A 17356-nucleotide genomic window follows, 5' to 3' on the forward strand; every position below is an offset into this window, starting at 1 on the left:
CTAGCGCTATTCAGTTATACGGTGCCGAGCTGCTTGCCGGCTCCGTCGTGCTCATTCGGTTGCGCTCTACTTTAAGCGCAACCGTCGGGCGATGCCGCACCCGCCTGCACCGCCCGCTGCGGGTGGAGCGGAACCTGTGCCTAGTAGGCCTGAAGCACAAGGTTGCCCTCGCGCGGCGGGCTGAGCGGAACATTATCCCGCGCCAGCAACCACTGCGCAATGTCTTTAAACAGGGGCGCGGCCGTGCCGCCACCGCCGCCGTGTACGCCCCGTTCTGGATCATCGAGCATGATGCCGATGACATATCGGGGATCATCCGCCGGGGCGATGCCGGCAAAGGTGATCCAATAATCCGAATTGGAGTATGCGCCGGTGTTTTCATCGATCTGCTGCGCGGTACCGGTCTTGCCGGAAATCTGATAGCCCTCGATCGCCCCATCGGGGGCGGTACCGGCTTGGCCGCCATCGGCGCCCTGCACCACGCCTTGGAACATATTGCGCACCACCTTGGCCGCCTCGGGCTTCATCACCTGCACGCTCTCGGGCGCCGCAATGGGCACCTCATTGCCCTCGGCATCGGTCTTAGATTTCACGATCCGCGGCTGGATGCGCTCGCCGTCATTGGCGATGGTTTGATAAATCCCCGTCATCTGCAGCAGCGACATCGCCATACCTTGTCCGATGGGCAGGTTGGCGAAGGTACCGCCACCCCAGTCCTCGCGGGCAGGCAGCAGGCCGGCGGTCTCGCCGGGCAGTTCCACACCCGTGGCTTCCCCGAGGCCGAAACGGTGCAGATAGTCATTGAAGCGGTCCTCCCCCACGCGCTGGGCAAGCATCAAGGTGCCCACGTTGGAGGATTTAGCGAAAACACCGGTGGTGGTAAAGCCCACAGTGCCGTGTTCCCACGCATCGCGCACGGTCACGCCCGCCATGTCGATAGAGCCGGGCACGCTGAGCACCTCGTCTGGGGTGGTCAGCTCATTGTCGATCGCCGCAGAGGCGGTGATGATCTTCGCCACCGAGCCCGGTTCGAAGGGATTGGAGATAGTCGAGTTGGTGAAACTCCGCCCCTCCTCGAGCTGCTTCTTAATATCGCCATTGGGGTCGATGGTGTCGGAATTGGCCATGGCGAGCACCTCGGCGCTCCGGGCGTCGAGCACAATGGCCTGGGCGCTCTCGGCGCCGGAAATATCCTTGGCCTGCTGTACCTGCTGCTGCACATAGGTCTGCAGATCCAGATCCAGTGTGAGCTCATAGCTGGCGCCATCCTGTACCGGGACAACGTCGCGAAGCGTGCCCGGAATGGCCTGGCCATTGGTGGAGACATCCTCCTTGGAGGAGCCATCCTTCCCCGCCAGATTCTCGTCCGCATAGAGCTCGAAGCCGAACTGGCCCTCGCCTTCCATGCTGGTCTTACCCACCACGTTCTGGGCGATAGCTCCATTGGGATAGTTGCGAATCTCTTGATAGTCCGCGGCAATACCGGGGAAGGTGTCGACGATCTCCGCCGCCACATCCGGATCCACATTGCGCACGAGGATTTCATACGTGGAATCGGCCTCAAGCTTTGTGAGGATATCCTCCGGCTTCACGTCCTCCGCGCTGGCCCCTGCCTCCTTGATGGTGGCGGGAATCTCCTGCGCAATTTTCTCCAATTGCTTATCGACGTTGTCCGCGATGGCCTGCTCGCGTTCCTGCTCGCTCATATCGTTGTAGCCGCCGGCCTCGTAGAGCTTATAGTCCTGGCGTTCGCGCTCTTCCTCGCGGAACTGCTTCGGTGAGACGGTCAGCGATCGGGCCTGCATGGTCGAGGCAAGGCTGTGGCCATGACGATCCTCGATCGCACCACGGCGCGCGGGATCCACATAGAGGCGGCTGCGCTGGGCCTCCGCCTTGGCCGCAAACTCCGGGCCCCACACGACCTGCACGAGGGCGAGTCGGCCGATGAGCACCACGGCGAGAAGGATCGCAAAAACTTGCGCCACGCCGAGGCGCTTTTTCAGATTCACGGGGCCGCTGGTGCTGAGCCACGTCCAGAAACGCGAGGTGGCCTGGGGCGGCTGCGACCCGCGTTCCGGACGAGGGGCGCGGGGAGCATCGTCGAGTTGGGGGCGTCGGCGGCGAGAACGTGCCGAGACGTCGGCCGCCTCACCGCGTTCGCGGCGAACCGGGCGGCGGGGTTCCCTGCGGCGCGGCCTAGATGATTCACTCACGAACCGAGACTCCTTCACTACCCTTAAGAAAACGCTGGCCTTGGAACTGACAAGACAGGGCTTTTAGCCTCAAAACTACAGCTAGTGCCCTGTCTATAGAGGTCGGGTTCAGTCTAAACCGCCTAGCGCCCCGCATAGGGGAGCGGCGCACCGGATTGACCGCTATTCGGCGTCTCGCGCGTTTCGGCGACACCATCATTCACCGAGTTATTACGCGGCGCGACGGCTTCGAGACGATCCCGCATTTCCTCGGTGCGGTTGGGATCGCTGCTGGCGCGGTTCGGCCGGCCCTGCCCCTTATTGACGTCAATGATCGGCAAATTCCCATTGGGGTTGGGAGCCAGCTTCTCCTCCACTACCCCATCACTGCGCACGTCGAGAGCACCCGGCTGGCCGGGAATCACCATCTTGTGATCGGCGGCCGTGGCGGCCGCATCGGCGGCGGCCCGGGATTGCTCCACATCGCGGCGCAGGGTTTCCAGCTGATTACCCAGCTGGGCGTCCTGCTGCGAGAGACGCTGAATAGTAAAGGTCTGCTCCGTGTTCAGTCCGGAGAGCGACATCGTGCCCACCACACCGAGCACACTGAGCAAGAGGAAGAACACCAAGGTGCGCACCACGCCCTGGTCTGGGCGCGGGGATTCCACGCGGCGGCCGCGCACCGAGACCACCTGTTGGCTGCCCAGCCTGCGCTGGAACTTCCGCTGCGGCTTCGGCGCCGCCGGCGCCTGCGGCCGCAATGTGGTGGCGCGGTGACCATACCGCGTGCTCAACGACTCCCGCTCGGCGGTGTCCTTGTCGCGCTCGAGCGTATCGACGCTGCTGAAAGTGCTCGTGCTGTAATCCCGCGAGCGATGGGAAGAATTTGCCCAACGCGGGGAGGGCCGATAAGCATCGTGCTCTGCCTGGCCCGAGCCATCCTGCGCGCTGCGCCGAGGACGCCGCACGGGAGTTCCTGCGGTGAGGGTCATGTCTTAGAGCCTTTCTTCCGATACTTTTTCAGCGGCGCGTACCCGCACCGATGCGGCGCGGGGGTTCACCTCGATCTCCGCGGGGGATGCCTTCTCCGAGCCTCGGGTGAGCAAGCGGAACGACGGAGCGGTTCCCGGGAGATCCATGGGTAGCCCCGGCGGAGTGGTGGAGGTCGTGAGATCGGTGAGTACCTTTTTCACGATCTTGTCCTCGAGCGACTGATAGCTCATGAACACCATTCGCCCGTGCGGGGCGAGGCGTTCGGTCACCACCGGGATGAGGTTCTCCAGCGATTCGAGTTCCGCATTAACTTCCACGCGCAGGGCTTGGAAAGTGCGTTTGGCTGGATGTCCGCCCGTACGCCGGGTCGCCGCGGGGATGGTGTCGTACAGCAACTCCACGAGCCGCGCCGAGGACTGGAAGGGCTCCTTCTCGCGCTCCCGCACGATCGCGCTGGCAATCTTGCCCGCGAAACGCTCGTCACCATAGGTTTTGAGGATGCGCGCGAGATCTCCGTGGCTATAGGTGTTGAGCACATCCGCCGCGGTTAAACGCTGGCTATTATCCATGCGCATATCCAGCGGGGCGTCCACCCTATAGGCGAAACCTCGATCGACTTGGTCGAGCTGCATGGAGGACACACCTAGGTCGGCGAGCGCCCCAGTGAGGCCGTATTGCTGGGCACGGATAGCGGCCGGCGCCGTCGAGCGATCGATCTCCTCACCCAGATCATCAAAGCGGGCGTGGATCGGGCAGAAGCGAGCGCCGAAGCGCTCGAGCCGAGCGGTGGCCTCAGCTAGGGAGCGGGCATCGCGGTCCACGCCGATAACGAAGCAGCTGGGGAAGGTCGACAGCAGGTGCTCGGTGTGTCCACCCGCACCGAGGGTGGCATCCACGACCACCGGATTCTCGGAAGCCTCGATCGCGGGAGCGAGCAGCTCGGTGACACGATCACGCAGCACGGGGATATGGCCATGATTGGCGTCGAGCTCCCGCGCTTGGGCGCTGGCTGTATCCACGTCGTGTTCCTGTTGTGTGTGCTGTGCCGTCATGGTGCGCGATCGCACCCCCTCTCGCTATGAGTCGTGCAGGCAAATAGATGTGGTCTCACCGGACACGTCGGCGGTGTATATAGAGCTCCGTCCGAGGGAACATTCTGGTATCGGGGAAGTACACCAGAACTTCAACCTCAGCCGGAGGTCTACACACACCGCGTGCGCGTGGTCGACAGCGGGCCTCGTGTTAGATAAAGCCGCCCAAAACGTCATCCTCTGCATCCGCGAAGGAATCCTCAGTTTCGGCCTGGTACGCAGCCCATGCCTCGGCATCCCAGATTTCTAGGAAGTCGACCGAGCCGATCACTACGCACTCTTTCTTCAAGGCCGCATACTCGCGATGCGCCGCCGAAAGGGTAATTCGGCCGTGCCCGTCAGGGCGTTGCTCGTCCGCGCTCGCAGCGAGGTTACGAATAAACGCCCTCGCCTTTGGGTTGGTACGCGACACCGCCGCTGCCTTGCGTGCTCGAGCGGCAAACTCCTCACGGGGATACACGGCCAAGCTGTGATCTTGGCCCTTGGTAACCATGAGGCCGCCCGCAAGTTCCTCACGAAACTTTGCCGGCAGCGTCAACCGTCCCTTGTCATCGAGCTTCGGGGTATAGGTGCCAAGAAACATGGGTTTATTGGCCTCCTTTACGTGTCAATCACCTCGAAACCCAGTGATGCGGGATACCTCGTTCAACGCGGCACTCAGGTGCACATCTCGCATGCCTTCGATATCCAATTTCCTGCCCGCCGAGCGGCCACAATGAGCCGGCCAGCTGACCTAGGCCCCACAATACCCCACTTTCCCCCACTTTTAACAGCCTGCGCCGCCCATTTCTTTTTCTTCTCACTAAAACCACTGTTCATGGCGGTATTTTTCTCTCGACCACAGTGGGAGACACTGTGCGCGAGGGCACTTCAGAACGTCACAATAGGACACGAGAGGTGACTGTAGTGGTCTTGACCCCCAGGATCCCCATACGCACCACCTCTATCTTTTCGCTTTTCAGCCGCACTATCTTCACTTTTTACTCAGTGGGGAGCTCCGCGTGGGGCGCAGTGGGGGATCGTGGTGGGAGAAAGTGGGAAGCCGCGCAGTGCGGCAGCGCCATAGGGGTGCGTCGACGCCGATGGCGCGCGGTATGGGCATGAAAAAAGCGCGCACCTTCAGGTGCGCGCTGGGTGGGAGCGTCAGACCCTTAGCCCCCTAGAGATCACCGGCGGAGATTAATGCTCGCCGAAGCGGCGGCGGAAACGCTCCTCCATCGAGCTCGTGTCTTGTTTCGGTGCGGCTGCAGGGCGGGAGCTGCTGACGGTGTGCAGCTTCGGACCGGAATCGAACGAGCCGCCATCGCCACCGCTACGCAGCATCCAGAGGCCAGCGCCAAACATGATGAGAAAGCCCACTGCGCCGAGAGCGATGAACCACAGGTTGGCCTGGCTCAGCGCGATGCCACCAATCAGCACAAGAAGACCGATGACGCCGACGGCAATCCCTCGCAGGCTCAGCGATCCGGAACCACCACCGAAAGCGGATTCCTCTTTAATCGAGGATCCAAACTTGGGATCGTCTGCAAGTAGTGACTGCTCAATCTCACGGAGAAGCTTTTTCTCCTGCTCTGAAAGCGACACTGTTCCTCCCGGGCGGGTGTGTGGCTGGGCTCCATGTGCAGAGCACCTGCCGCTGATGGGTCTTCAAAATACAACAACGTTTCACTGCCGTGAATTGTTCCGATCACCATTCACCGGCAGCACTCCCACCCCCGACAGCCCCACACGCCCCGCCATCACTAGCCGCCGCTAGGCGACAGTGCGGCCGAACTTCTAGGCTGCGGTGGAAGTGGGATGCAGCTGCTCATCTACATCGTCTAGGAAGGACTCTACCAGCCGTATCAAGGTGCCCACGCGGGCTGGAGAAATGCGCCGATCAAGACCATTAAGTGCACGCTGCCTCACCCGGGAGAACGCCTCGAAGAGATCCGCATACTCGGCCCCGCGCTGATCTACTAGGCGCAGCTGATCCCAAGCGGAACGCGGCAGCCGCCGCCGCTTCGCCACCGGACTATCTGCTACCCGCGCTCCCGCGAGGCGCAGCGCCGCGCGGTATCCATATTCGAGAGCATCGAGCAGTTTATCGTCCAGCAGCGCCTGCTGCGCGGCCTCATAATTGTCCACGGCACTGCGGAAAAGCCGGACACTATTCGGAACGCGGGGGCGAAGGGAAGAGACGGTGGAGGATACGATCGGGGTGGCCATGAGCTGCTCCTTAATTATTGAGTGTTCTGGTGCGTTGTTTAGCTGTGACATTAGTGAGCACCCAGGACACCCCACCCGCCGTGTTCGAACATGTGTTCTACTGGCAATGTTCGGCTAGAATGAGCCACACATCGCAGAGAAGAATGGTGAAATAAAAAGTTATGGCCGTGGAGGAAATACGCGAACTCAGCACCGTCGAGTTTTGCATGCTGACCCCGCACTTAGTGGACATCTACATCCGCGCGATGGGCTATGACCCCACCTTGGCCGATTCCCGCGTTTCTGCGTGGCGACATAACTCCCGCAACCGCGACTTTCACGCCTTCATCGCCGTCCATGATCGTTCCATCGTCGGCGTGGTGTACGGCTTTCGCAGCAATAGCACCCAGTGGTGGTTCAATCAGGTCTATCACGGGGTGCGCCAGACCTACGGCGCCCATAGTCCGCAGCTAGACACCCTCAACGATTATGTGGAACTCTCCGAGATTCACGTCGATCCCGCCTATCAAGGCCGAGGCATTGGACGCCGCCTCATTAGGTCGTTTATCGACGCCGCCCCCACCCACATTCTTCTCTCCACTCCAGAAACCGCAGGGGAAAACAACCGCGCCTTCGGCCTCTACCGCTCTCTAGGCTTCCAGGATCTTCTGCGCAATTTTCGCTTCTTGGGTGATTCCCGCCCCTTCGCGGTGCTCTACCTTCCCACCGCTTCCTAGGCGCTCGGCTGCCACTTCGGGGCCATACCGAGATTGTGCAGCACCTCTTGGGTGGCACGGGCGAAGTTCATCGTCATAAAGTGCAGATCCTCCACCCCTTCCGCGATCAAACGCTCGGCCATCTCGGAGGCCACATCGATCCCCACAGCACGGACCTGCTCATCCGTCTCTGCGGCGAGCAAACGCCGTTCGAGCGCCGCCGGCAAGGAGGAGCCGGACAACTCCACTTGGCGGCGGGCCGAGCGCAGGCTCGTGATCGGCATCAGCCCAGGGATCACCGGCTTCGAGCCGTGCACGGGATCGGCGGCAGCGAGGCGATCCCGGAGCCGCAGGAAGTGCTCCACATCAAAAAACATTTGGGTGATGGAAAACTCCGCCCCAGCGCGCAATTTCTCTAGGGTCCAGTGCGTGTCCGCGTCGAGGTTCTCTGCGCGATAGTGGCCTTCGGGGAAACTGGCGACGCCGATAGTGAAGTCGCGACACTCCTCCACCGATTTGGTTAAGCGGATGAGATCGATTGCATAGTTCAGCCCGCCTTCGGTGGGCACCCACTCCCCCAGCGGGTTGCCGGGCGGATCACCGCGCAGGGCCAAGAGATTGGTGAGCCCCAGGTGGGCGTATTCCCGCAGGATTGACGTAAGTTCCTCCGCGGTGTGTTCCACCAAGGTCAGATGCACCAAGGTGGTCAGCGGATGCTGCGAGAGCCGTCGCGCGATGCGGCCAGTGCGCTCGCGGGTAGACCCGCCCGCACCATAGGTCACCGAGGCGAAGGCCGCCCCCAGGTCGTGGAAGGTGCTCGCCGCATCCCACATGCGCTGCTCGGCTGCGTCATCGCGGGGTGGCATGAATTCCACCGAGAAGGCCACGCGGGCATCGCGAGGGGCAGTGATGGCGTCGATAACCGAACGGTGCTGCGGCTGTGTTGTGGGCATGGTGCTGCATTAAAGCACATACAAACCGCTTTGTGCGCGAATTGCCCCCAAAAGTGAACAGAGCGGTTCATTCCCGCAGAAAATTATGTGCCCCGCACGCACCCCATGTCTGCAGCACACGCTAGAGTCAACAGTGATACAACCTAGACCCTCCTCGCCGCCGGTTGGGGCCTCGCTGACCCCATACCCCACTATCGATCTGGAGAGACTGTGATGTCGACTCACTCAGAGCTGTTCACCGACCCCATTCAGGCCATTCCTCTGGTCGTCCGTGAGCATTTGCTGAGCTACTGCACACAGCGCAAGCACCACTCCCTCGCAATGGACGAAAACGTGCATCTCGGCACCGCGGTACTGGAAGATTTCGTGCTCAGCGGCGGCAAGCGTATGCGTCCCCTCTTTGGCTGGACCGGCTACATGGGCGCCCGGAGCCCCGAATGCCCCGAGGATATTGAGGCTGTCACCACCGCCCTATCCGCCCTGGAGTTCATCCAAGCCTGCGCTCTTATTCACGATGACATCATCGATTCCTCCGATACTCGGCGCGGCTTCCCCACCGTGCACCGACGGGTGGAGGCTTATCACCGGGAGCAAGGCTTTTCCGGCGATGCCGCCCACTTTGGCGAATCACTGGCGATTTTGCTCGGCGATATGGCCTTGGTGTACGCCGATGACATGGTGATGGATTCCGGCCTGTCAGATGCCGCTCTGCGGCGCATGCGTGAGCCGTGGCGGGCGATGCGCCATGAAGTGATCGGTGGACAGATCCTCGATATCACCATCGAGTCCAAAGGCGTCGAGGGCGTGGAAGCACCCATGCGCGTCAATCGCTATAAAACGGCCGCCTACACCATCGAGCGTCCGCTGCACCTAGGGGCCGCTATTGCCGGCGCAAACGAGGAAACTATTGCCGCCTATCGCTCCTATGGGCGCGATGTGGGAATAGCTTTCCAGCTGCGAGATGATGTCCTCGGGGTCTTCGGCGACCCAGCCGTCACCGGCAAACCGGCCGGCGATGACCTTCGCGAGGGAAAGCGCACTGTATTGGTGGCGCGCACGCTCGCGATTCTCGATGTTCAGGCCCCGCAGCGGGCTGCCCGGCTGCGTGAAGGCCTCGGCCAGGTGGAGAGTTCCGCCGATATTCAGGAGCTAGCGGAGATTATCGCGGACTCCGGAGCTGTGGATGAGGTGGAAAGCCACATCACCGAGTTGAAGAACCAGGCGCTCGCCACCATCACAGCGGTACCCGCGGTGGAGGGTATTCTCGGCGATCTTGCGGAGCGCGCGACCGCGCGGAGGATGTAGTGGCGATGGACTGGGCTCGTGCGCGCTGGGTCGGCCTCGCCGCAGCAGTACTGATTATCGCGGGATCCTATGGCGGTGGCGCCATCCGCAACCGCGGCGGAGTGTTAGAGGCACTCGGGCTGGACTTTATGGGCTACGGCCATGGCGCTGGGGTGTCCAATACCATCGTCTGGCTCGGCATTATGGGCGCTGTGGCCGCGTGGGTGCTCTTAGGCCGGCAGGTGATGTGGAATCCGCGGCTCTCCGAGAAGGACAAAGTCGCTGAGATCCGCTTCTGCCTTATCACCTGGGTCGCGCCACTTCTTTTCGCCGCCCCGATTCTCTCGCGCGACGTGTATAGCTATCTCATGCAGGGAGCGATGCTGCGCGATGGCTTCGACCCCTACACCCAGGGTGCCGCGGTCAATCCGGGCCCCTTCCTGCTGGAAGTCAGCCACGACTGGCGCAACACCACCACCCCCTATGGGCCGCTGCACCTGTGGATCGGCGAGGGCGTTACGAGCCTAGTCGGCGAGAACGTCACCCTTGGCGTGCTGCTGTACAAGGTGGTCTCTATCGCCGGCTTCATCGCTATCGCGTGGTCAACGCCGAAGATTGCGCGCTGCCTCGGGGGCTCGCCCGCGCTGGCTCTGTGGCTGGGCGTGGCCAACCCCGTGATGGTGCTCCATCTGGTGGGCGGCATGCATAACGAATCGCTCATGGTGGGCTTGGTCAGCCTTGGCCTGCTCTGCGCGCTGCGCCAGCGCTTCCTCTGCGCCGTGCTACTGGTGTCTGTCGCGGTCTCGCTCAAGGCCACGGCGGCGCTGGCACTGCCGTTTATCGTCTGGATGGGAGCCCGCCATCTCGCGGCCGTCCTCGAACGCCGGACGGGGCTCACTCCTACTCCCCGCGCGCTCATCGCCTTCTTCGTTACCGGCGCCTGGATGGTGGTGGAGTTCGCCGTGGTGATGATCGCGGTCACCGCCGCCTCGGGCTCGAACTGGGGGTGGGTATCGCAGCTTTCGGGGAACTCGAAGGTGATCAACCCGCTGGCGTTGCCCTCCCTCATCGCCGACATTGTCACCCCGGTGATCCTGTTCATCACCGATGACTTCACCTATAACACCGCGCTGGCCATCACCCGCCCCATCTGCGGGGTCATCATGCTTCTTGGCATCGCAGCAGCGTGGTGGATCTATCGCCAGAACAATCGGCGCAATATCATCGGCATCGCCGTGGCCTATGGCTGCGCAGTGGTATTCAACGCCGTCACCCTCCCGTGGTATTACACCAGCCTGCTCAATGTGATTGGGACCTTCCATCCCTCGATGAGAGTCATCAAGGCCACCACCCTGCTGTCTATCATCATTGCGCTCGCCTTCACCGGCAGCGGCAATCACCAGCTCTACAACCCAGTCTGGATGGTGCCCACCACCATCGTGGCTTACTTCGCCACCGGCTATATCTTCACCGACGCAGAACGACAACAGCCCCAGCACCGCACAGCCTGAGCCGAACGCAGGGCTGCGTTGCGGCAAAAGGATGCTGTGCCGGCGACGGGGCGTCAATAAGCGTGCTGGGTTTAGAGAGCCATAGCCTGGGCGCGGCGCATGACCTCGCGGGCGAGATGCCCGTGTAGAGCGTCGACGGGGCGACCGGGCAGCGAATCATCGGCGCTGAAGAGATACTCCAGGATCTCAGCGTCCGTGTAGTGGCCATCGGACAATAGCGCGATCACTCCGGGCACAAAGCGGTTGAGCGACCCGTCCTCGTTGAGGAAGCGCTCCGGAACATATTTCACGCCATCCCGCTGCACCACAAGCAGCTGATGATCGCGGACCAGGTGATGCACCTTCGTCACCACCACACCCATGCGCTCAGCCACATCAGGGATGGCTAGCACGGGCTCGTCAGGGCTTAAAACATCCTTGGACACTGGAATCGAACTCACGGCACCTAATGTATTACAGAGTGACGACAAACGGTTAGCTTAACTTCGTTAATGCAGGCATACTATTCACCATGACTCAACTGGCGGTCGGCACACTTCTCGATCAGCGCTACCGAGTGGAAACTCTTATCGCTCGGGGCGGAATGTCCTCTGTGTACCGGTGCCTAGACCTACGCCTCGGGCGCCCCGTGGCGGCAAAGGTGCTCGATGATCGGCTCATGGATGACCCCGTCTCGCGGGAGCGTTTTCGCCGCGAGGCCCGCTCCATGGCGCAGCTCTCGCACCCGAGCCTCGTGAATGTCTATGACACGAACTCCTCCGGCGATCACGTATTCCTCATCATGGAACTGATCACCGGCGGCACCCTGCGCGAGCTGCTCTCCGAGCGCGGCCCCATGCCGCCGCACGCGGCCACCGCTGTGATGCGTAGTGTCCTCACCGCGCTGGCGGTGGCGCACCGCGAAGGCATGGTGCACCGCGACGTCAAGCCCGATAACGTGCTGATCAACGGCAACCATCAGGTCAAGCTCGCCGATTTCGGGCTGGTGCGCGCCACATCGCATGCCCACCACACCTCCGACCAGATCATCGGCACCGTCTCCTATCTCTCCCCCGAGCAGGTCGACGGCTCCTCGGTCGGCCCCGCCTCGGATGTGTACTCCGCCGGCATCGTGCTCTTCGAACTTCTCAGCGGCGATACCCCCTTCACTGGGGACAACCCCATGGCCCACGCCTACGCACGCCTGCACGCGGATGTGCCGCCGCCCTCCACGCGCATCGACGGCGTCCCCCCAGAATTCGACGAGCTCGTGGCCCGCGCCTGTGCGCGCAACCCCGCCGATCGCTTCGCCGACGCCCAAGAGTTCCTCGACGCCGTCAACGACGCCGCACGCACCCTGAACCTTCCCGATTTCTCCGTGCCCGTGCCCCGCCACGGTGCCGCACACCGGGCCACCACCGTGGTGAGCCCCGCGATGCATCCCGGGCCCAACGGCCACGTGGAAGGCCCCGGCCAGCCACATCACCCGCGCGAGGGACAATTCCCCGATACCCCGGAGGAGGCCGGCCCGCACGCCACCACGCAGGAAACCCGCACCTTTGGCGCCGTTCCTCCGGCCGGGCCAGTCGGTCCGGCGGTTCCGGCAGGTCCGGCGGTTCCGGCAGGACCCATGGGCGCCCCCGACGCCCCCACCCCGCATGGCGCGGCACAGCCCACCGCCTACGATGCCCCTGATAATCCCCCGGCCCCCGCTGCGTCGGCAGCGCCCTCGCGCCCGTCTCGGCCCGCCGGTAATCGCCGCGGCATCGGTTTTTGGGTATGGCTGGTGGTGATTGCCCTCACCACCGCAGCGGTGGCCGTGGGCGGTTGGTGGTTCGGCTCCGGACGCTACGGCGATATCCCCTCGGTCCTCGGCATGGACCAAGAACAGGCCGTAGCGACCGTGCAGGAGGCTGGTTTTTCGGTAAGTACCGACGAGATCTATGACGACGAGGCCGCGGCTGGGGAGGCGGTGAATACCCAGCCCCCTTTTGGCGAGCGAGTACCACGCGGTCATGATGTCGTGGTACTCCTCTCCCGTGGCAAGCCGACCGTCCCCGCCATCCCCCAAGACCACGATCCGCTGAAATACGAGGCGGCGGTCACCGACCGCACCTTGGAGTGGGAGCTGGGCGAGGCCGCCTATGATGACACCGTTCCCGCCGGCAAAGTCCTCGACGTTTCTCCCTCCCCCGGCACCGAGGTGAAGGTGGGATCGGCGGTATCGGTGATTCTGTCCAAAGGCCCCGCCCCCGTCGAGGTGCCGGACATTCGCGGCCGCAGCGAAGACTCTGCCCGCGCTATGCTCAAGCGGGCCGGCTTGAAGGTCTCCGACGTGCGCAAGGAATACGACGAGGGCGTGGACCCAGACGAGGCGGTATCGACCATCCCCTCCTCCGGTACCTCGCTGAACCGCGGCGACTCGGTGATCCTGGTGATGTCGAATGCCATCAAGGTACCGAAGATCACTGGGCTGAGCCTCGACGAGGCGAAAGACGTCCTCTCCGACGCCGGTATCAGCGTCCGGGATGCCTCCTATGTATCGCAGACCGGCCGCGTGGTCGATGAAGTGGTGGCGGTGAGCCCCTCCCCCGGCTCCGCCCTGGATCCGTCCAACCCCACCGTCTCCGTGGAGGTGGCGTCGAAGGTGAAGATCCCGAGTGTTTTGGGCAAGCGGGTATCCGATGCGGTGAAACAACTCACCAAGGACGGCTTCGCGGTGGATACCTCGGGGCTAGACGACGATGATCGCGTGATCGCCCAAAGTCCCCTCCCTGGACTGAGCAGAGACTCCTCCCGCGGGGACGTGACCATCGAACTCACGGCCCTTTAGCGCCCAGCCCGCACAACACAACGGCCCGCACTCCCTGTATCAGGAAGGCGGGCCGTGGGCGTGTCGCGAGCAGGACGCTACTGGTTGCGCAGCATCTCCGCGACGAGGAAAGACAGCTCCAAGGACTGCTGGGTGTTCAGCCGCGGATCGCAGGCCGACTCATAGCGACCGGGCAGATCGATATCAGTGATGTCTTCGGCGCCACCCAGGCACTCGGTGACGTCTTCTCCGGTGAGCTCCACGTGGATGCCGCCGGCGTGGGTGCCGAGGGCGCGATGCACCTCGAAGAAGCCCTGCACCTCATCCAGCACCTTGTCGAAGTGGCGGGTCTTGTACCCATTCGAGGAGGTGTGGGTGTTGCCGTGCATCGGATCGGTCTGCCACACCACCTTGTGGCCGGCTTCTTCCACGGCGCGGACGATTCCGGGCAGCACGGTGCGCACTTTGTCGTGTCCCATGCGGGCCACCATGGCCAAACGCCCCGGTTCCTTGTTCGGATCCAGCTTCTCGGCGTAGGCAACGGCCTCTTCTGGGCTGGTCTTCGGGCCCAGCTTGATGCCCACGGGGTTAGAGATCAACGCGGCGAAGTTGACGTGGAAATCGTCGATGCCGCGGGTGCGCTCACCGATCCACAGCTGGTGCGCGGAGAGATCGTAGAGTCCGGTGTCGCCGTTTTCGTCCTGGCCGAGACGCAGCATGGCGCGCTCATAATCCACCAGCAACGCCTCGTGGGAGCAGAAGATATTGGCTTGGCGCAGGGACTCGTCGGAGACACCGCAGGCCTGCATGAAGCTCAGTCCGCGCTCGATCTCCCGCGCCAGGGCCTCATAGCGGGCACCAGCCGGCGATTGAGCCACGAACTCGCGGTTCCACTCCGTCAGGCGGTACAGATCCGCCGTGCCGGAGGCAGTAAGGGCACGCACCAAGTTCATCGCGGCCGAGGAGTTTGCGTATGCGCGGATCATGCGGGCCGGGTCGTGGCGGCGCGCCTCAGGGGTTGCCTCCACGCCATTGACGATGTCGCCACGGTAATTGGGCAGCCCATTGGCATCGAGATCCTGGGAGCGCGGCTTGGCGTACTGGCCAGCAATACGGGCCATCTTCACCACCGGGGTGGAAGCGCCATAGGTCAATACGACCGCCATCTGCAGCAGGGTCTTCACATTCGCCTTGATGTGCGGCTCAGTATTGGCCTCGAAGGTTTCGGCGCAGTCGCCGCCTTGCAGCAGGAATGCATTACCAAGCGCCACTTCACGCAGCTGGTTCTTCAACAGGTGAATCTCCGGTGGCAGCACCACCGGCGGCACAGACTCGAGGATCTTGCGCACCGCAAGGGCTTCCTTCTCGTCCCACGACGGCTGCTGCTTGGCTGGGCGCGCCACGACATCGTCGAAACGCTCCCGAATGCCCGCAGGCAGCGGGGGAAGATCGGGCAGCTCGGATTCTGATATATCTACACTCCAACTCACACGTTTATTCTTAGCACACCGAACTATTCTTCCCTCCCCTTGCCTACCCCAGCAGAGCGGGGCGGATGCTACTTTCGGCGCGAGATGGACTGAGCCGCCCCATCGAGGCCCAGCGGCATGGCGTTGGTGCAGATAAGAAACTTGGCGCGGTTATGCCTAGCGTCGACAAGCGCATCGTGTACTGCGCTCGGCACGGCGGGTAGTTGCGGTCTACCAGCCATTTCCCAGTACTGCTTCAGCTCGCGGGTAAAGCGCGGCAGCTGCCGTGGCAGGCCCCGCATATCCCCCCAGAGCTGCGCGAGCACAATGTGGTCATAGGCGCCCACCCAGGCCCACAATTCGGGGCGCGTGCCGTCATGGGTGAGGAACTCAAAGACCTCGTGGCGGATGGTGGCCCGCGTTTTCCACTCGCGGCTGCCGCGCTCCGGCAGCTTGTCGAGCACGTGCGCGCGCACCCAGTCATTGGCTGAGCGCGGATCAAACTCGCTCGACACGGCGTAATATTCACGGCCGTCCTCGGCAACAATCCCGATGGAGACCAGCTCGATGGTGGTCCCGTCCTCAATAAACTCGGTGTCGTAGAAGAATCGCACGGTGGTTGTCTGCTTGCTTTCTACGCCCCGGAAACTCGTGTGCCCCGGCGCGAGCGTGGCCGTTTGCGCGCTGCACGGTTAAGAGAAGCCGACAGAGCACAGAAAGGCGAACGTACTCGAAGTGTTATTTCAGTCTAAGCACACCAGCGCGCCACGTGCTCAGCGGGGGTATAGCCACCCTCGCCACAGCCGGCCACACGCCCGCGACTAGGAGTGTTGGTGGTGGACGGCCGCGGCCGATTCGGCGTTGTTGTCCGGATGATTCTTCCTCGCATCCCTGCGGCCTGCAATCATCGGATCGATCGCCGGCGGCGCCAGAGTCCAGCCGATCACTGGTATACGAGAGAGCAGGTAGAAGACATAGCAGGCGGCCATAGCCACGATGAACACGCCGATCACCCAGAGCGATGGGCTGGCTAGGAGCCCGTTACCCGGTTCAATGAGCACGTCCTCACGGTAGCGAAAGAGCATGCCGAAGAGCACGGAGATCGCGATAGGGTGACCGATGTAGACCACGAGGGTGTGGCGGCCGACGAAAGCGAGTGCGGAAAACAGCAGCGGCACGCTAGCGAGCGCCACCGCCAACAAAATGGCCGTGGGCAGCAGCCAGAGCCGCCACATCAGCCCCTCGATGAGGTCGATGAACTCAGTGTTCCATCCCCACATGCCTTCCTCGCGCACGGGTATGTCCATGATCGCCTCAGAGCGAGCCGAGTCCAGCCACCATTCATGCGCCGCATAGGCTGCCAGCCCACTGAGTGCATAGGCCGCAATGAAGCGCGGCTTGGCGCAGCTGCGGGCAATCCAAGTGATGGCGAAACGGTAGCGCAGTCCGATCATGTAGATGGGCAGATATTGCGCGAAATGCAGCACAATCGACGCGCTCACGGGGGTGAGCTGCAGCAGCACCGGGCTAAAGGAGGCGGCCACTGCCACTCCATTGCTCAGCCGACGAGTGGCCCATGCCCAGAGGCAGAACACGGCCAAGCAATACAGGAACCAGTACATGCCCTCGCCGCGGAGCACGCTATCGAATACCCACCCCGTCCCGCGGTGCTCAAAGTCGGCGAAGCGCACCATCTCATACTCTTTGATGAACAAATAAATGGGCATCCACACCAGGTAGGGCAGAAAGAAAAACCAGATACGTTTGGTGAAGACCTCGCGGAGGGAAAAGCGCAGCACTTTCGCCGAGAAGTAGCCGGAGACCAAGAAGAATAGCGGCATGCGCAGTGGATCCAGCAGATGGTTGAGCTCCGCCAGCCAGGTGTCCATACCATAGGGCACCTCTAAGCACACGTGCAGCAGCGCCACCCCCACAATGGACAGCCCCTTCGCGGCGTCGGGCCACTTCAGGCGCTCTTTCACCACCGTGCGCTCATGCATATGTGGCATCCCGTGGCCGGTGGCATCCGGCTCCATCCGCTGTTCCACATCGGCAGCGTTATATCGCGCGGCAGGCTGATTCTGCATCATGCGCCCTTCACTTTCTCCCTCGTGCCCCTTCATCGACGAGCGCGCTTATCGACGCTCAGCTCCCCGACACGATCACCGC

Annotated in this window: 15 protein-coding genes; 4 read left to right on the top strand and 11 right to left on the bottom strand. The window is 62.7% G+C overall.

The window, feature by feature from the left end:
- Positions 1-140 precede the first annotated feature (140 nt).
- The 6 genes from GBB11_RS05980 to GBB11_RS06005 all read right to left on the bottom strand — a co-directional run bounded on the left by GBB11_RS05980 (position 141) and on the right by GBB11_RS06005 (position 6484).
- Entirely contained in the window at positions 141-2003 is a 1863-nt protein-coding gene (locus GBB11_RS05980) for a penicillin-binding protein 2 (protein ID WP_192796333.1), read from the bottom strand.
- 332 nt (positions 2004-2335) lie between these two features.
- Complete coding sequence (locus tag GBB11_RS05985) at positions 2336-3184, bottom strand: hypothetical protein (protein WP_151549184.1); 849 nt, start codon at positions 3182-3184, stop codon at positions 2336-2338.
- Positions 3185-3187: 3 nt separating this feature from the next.
- The gene (gene rsmH / locus GBB11_RS05990) at positions 3188-4237 is read right to left on the bottom strand and encodes a 16S rRNA (cytosine(1402)-N(4))-methyltransferase RsmH (protein WP_151549185.1); all 1050 of its coding nucleotides are present in this window, start codon (positions 4235-4237) and stop codon (positions 3188-3190) included.
- Between the two features lie 190 nt (positions 4238-4427).
- Positions 4428-4859 carry a division/cell wall cluster transcriptional repressor MraZ gene (gene mraZ / locus GBB11_RS05995; RefSeq protein ID WP_151530365.1) on the bottom strand — a complete coding sequence of 144 codons (432 nt, stop codon included), beginning with the start codon at positions 4857-4859 and terminating at the stop codon, positions 4428-4430.
- A 596-nt stretch (positions 4860-5455) separates the two neighbouring features.
- Positions 5456-5860: a DUF3040 domain-containing protein gene (locus tag GBB11_RS06000; RefSeq protein WP_151549186.1), complete on the bottom strand. Its 405-nt coding sequence runs from the start codon at positions 5858-5860 to the stop codon at positions 5456-5458.
- A gap of 192 nt (positions 5861-6052) precedes the next feature.
- Positions 6053-6484 carry an SAV_6107 family HEPN domain-containing protein gene (locus tag GBB11_RS06005; RefSeq protein ID WP_151549187.1) on the bottom strand — a complete coding sequence of 144 codons (432 nt, stop codon included), beginning with the start codon at positions 6482-6484 and terminating at the stop codon, positions 6053-6055.
- A gap of 161 nt (positions 6485-6645) precedes the next feature.
- Here GBB11_RS06005 and GBB11_RS06010 point away from each other — a divergent pair, with 161 nt between their 5' ends.
- Positions 6646-7200, top strand: a complete 555-nt coding sequence (locus GBB11_RS06010; RefSeq protein ID WP_151549188.1) for a GNAT family N-acetyltransferase — start codon at positions 6646-6648, stop codon at positions 7198-7200.
- Here GBB11_RS06010 and metF read toward each other — a convergent pair.
- Complete coding sequence (gene metF / locus GBB11_RS06015) at positions 7197-8132, bottom strand: methylenetetrahydrofolate reductase [NAD(P)H] (RefSeq protein WP_151549189.1); 936 nt, start codon at positions 8130-8132, stop codon at positions 7197-7199. The two genes, GBB11_RS06010 and metF, sit on opposite strands and share 4 nt — an antisense overlap.
- Positions 8133-8345: 213 nt before the next feature.
- Between metF and GBB11_RS06020 the strand changes: the two genes are divergently transcribed.
- Complete coding sequence (locus GBB11_RS06020) at positions 8346-9437, top strand: polyprenyl synthetase family protein (protein WP_151549190.1); 1092 nt, start codon at positions 8346-8348, stop codon at positions 9435-9437.
- Between the two features lie 5 nt (positions 9438-9442).
- Positions 9443-10927, top strand: coding sequence for an alpha-(1->6)-mannopyranosyltransferase A (locus tag GBB11_RS06025; RefSeq protein WP_192796330.1), 1485 nt, complete (start codon positions 9443-9445; stop codon positions 10925-10927).
- 71 nt (positions 10928-10998) lie between these two features.
- On the opposite strand, the gene GBB11_RS06030 is transcribed toward GBB11_RS06025, so the two are convergent.
- On the bottom strand, positions 10999-11367 hold the full coding sequence (locus GBB11_RS06030; protein WP_151549192.1) for an Rv2175c family DNA-binding protein: 369 nt from the start codon (positions 11365-11367) through the stop codon (positions 10999-11001).
- Positions 11368-11438: 71 nt separating this feature from the next.
- On the opposite strand from GBB11_RS06030, the gene GBB11_RS06035 reads away from it, so the two are divergent.
- Positions 11439-13739: a PASTA domain-containing protein gene (locus tag GBB11_RS06035; RefSeq protein WP_151549193.1), complete on the top strand. Its 2301-nt coding sequence runs from the start codon at positions 11439-11441 to the stop codon at positions 13737-13739.
- A gap of 77 nt (positions 13740-13816) precedes the next feature.
- Here GBB11_RS06035 and GBB11_RS06040 read toward each other — a convergent pair whose 3' ends face one another.
- The 3 genes from GBB11_RS06040 to GBB11_RS06050 all read right to left on the bottom strand — a co-directional run bounded on the left by GBB11_RS06040 (position 13817) and on the right by GBB11_RS06050 (position 17277).
- Complete coding sequence (locus GBB11_RS06040) at positions 13817-15208, bottom strand: class II 3-deoxy-7-phosphoheptulonate synthase (protein WP_151549194.1); 1392 nt, start codon at positions 15206-15208, stop codon at positions 13817-13819.
- 68 nt (positions 15209-15276) lie between these two features.
- Positions 15277-15801 (bottom strand): polyadenylate-specific 3'-exoribonuclease AS, encoded by a 525-nt coding sequence (locus tag GBB11_RS06045; protein ID WP_151549195.1) that lies wholly within the window; start codon positions 15799-15801, stop codon positions 15277-15279.
- Positions 15802-16008: 207 nt separating this feature from the next.
- Positions 16009-17277, bottom strand: a complete 1269-nt coding sequence (locus GBB11_RS06050; RefSeq protein WP_192796345.1) for an acyltransferase family protein — start codon at positions 17275-17277, stop codon at positions 16009-16011.
- Positions 17278-17356 lie beyond the last annotated feature (79 nt).

Origin of the sequence: Corynebacterium sp. 74A (genome assembly GCF_008930665.1) — a bacterium.
Lineage (GTDB): Bacteria > Actinomycetota > Actinomycetes > Mycobacteriales > Mycobacteriaceae > Corynebacterium > Corynebacterium megadyptis.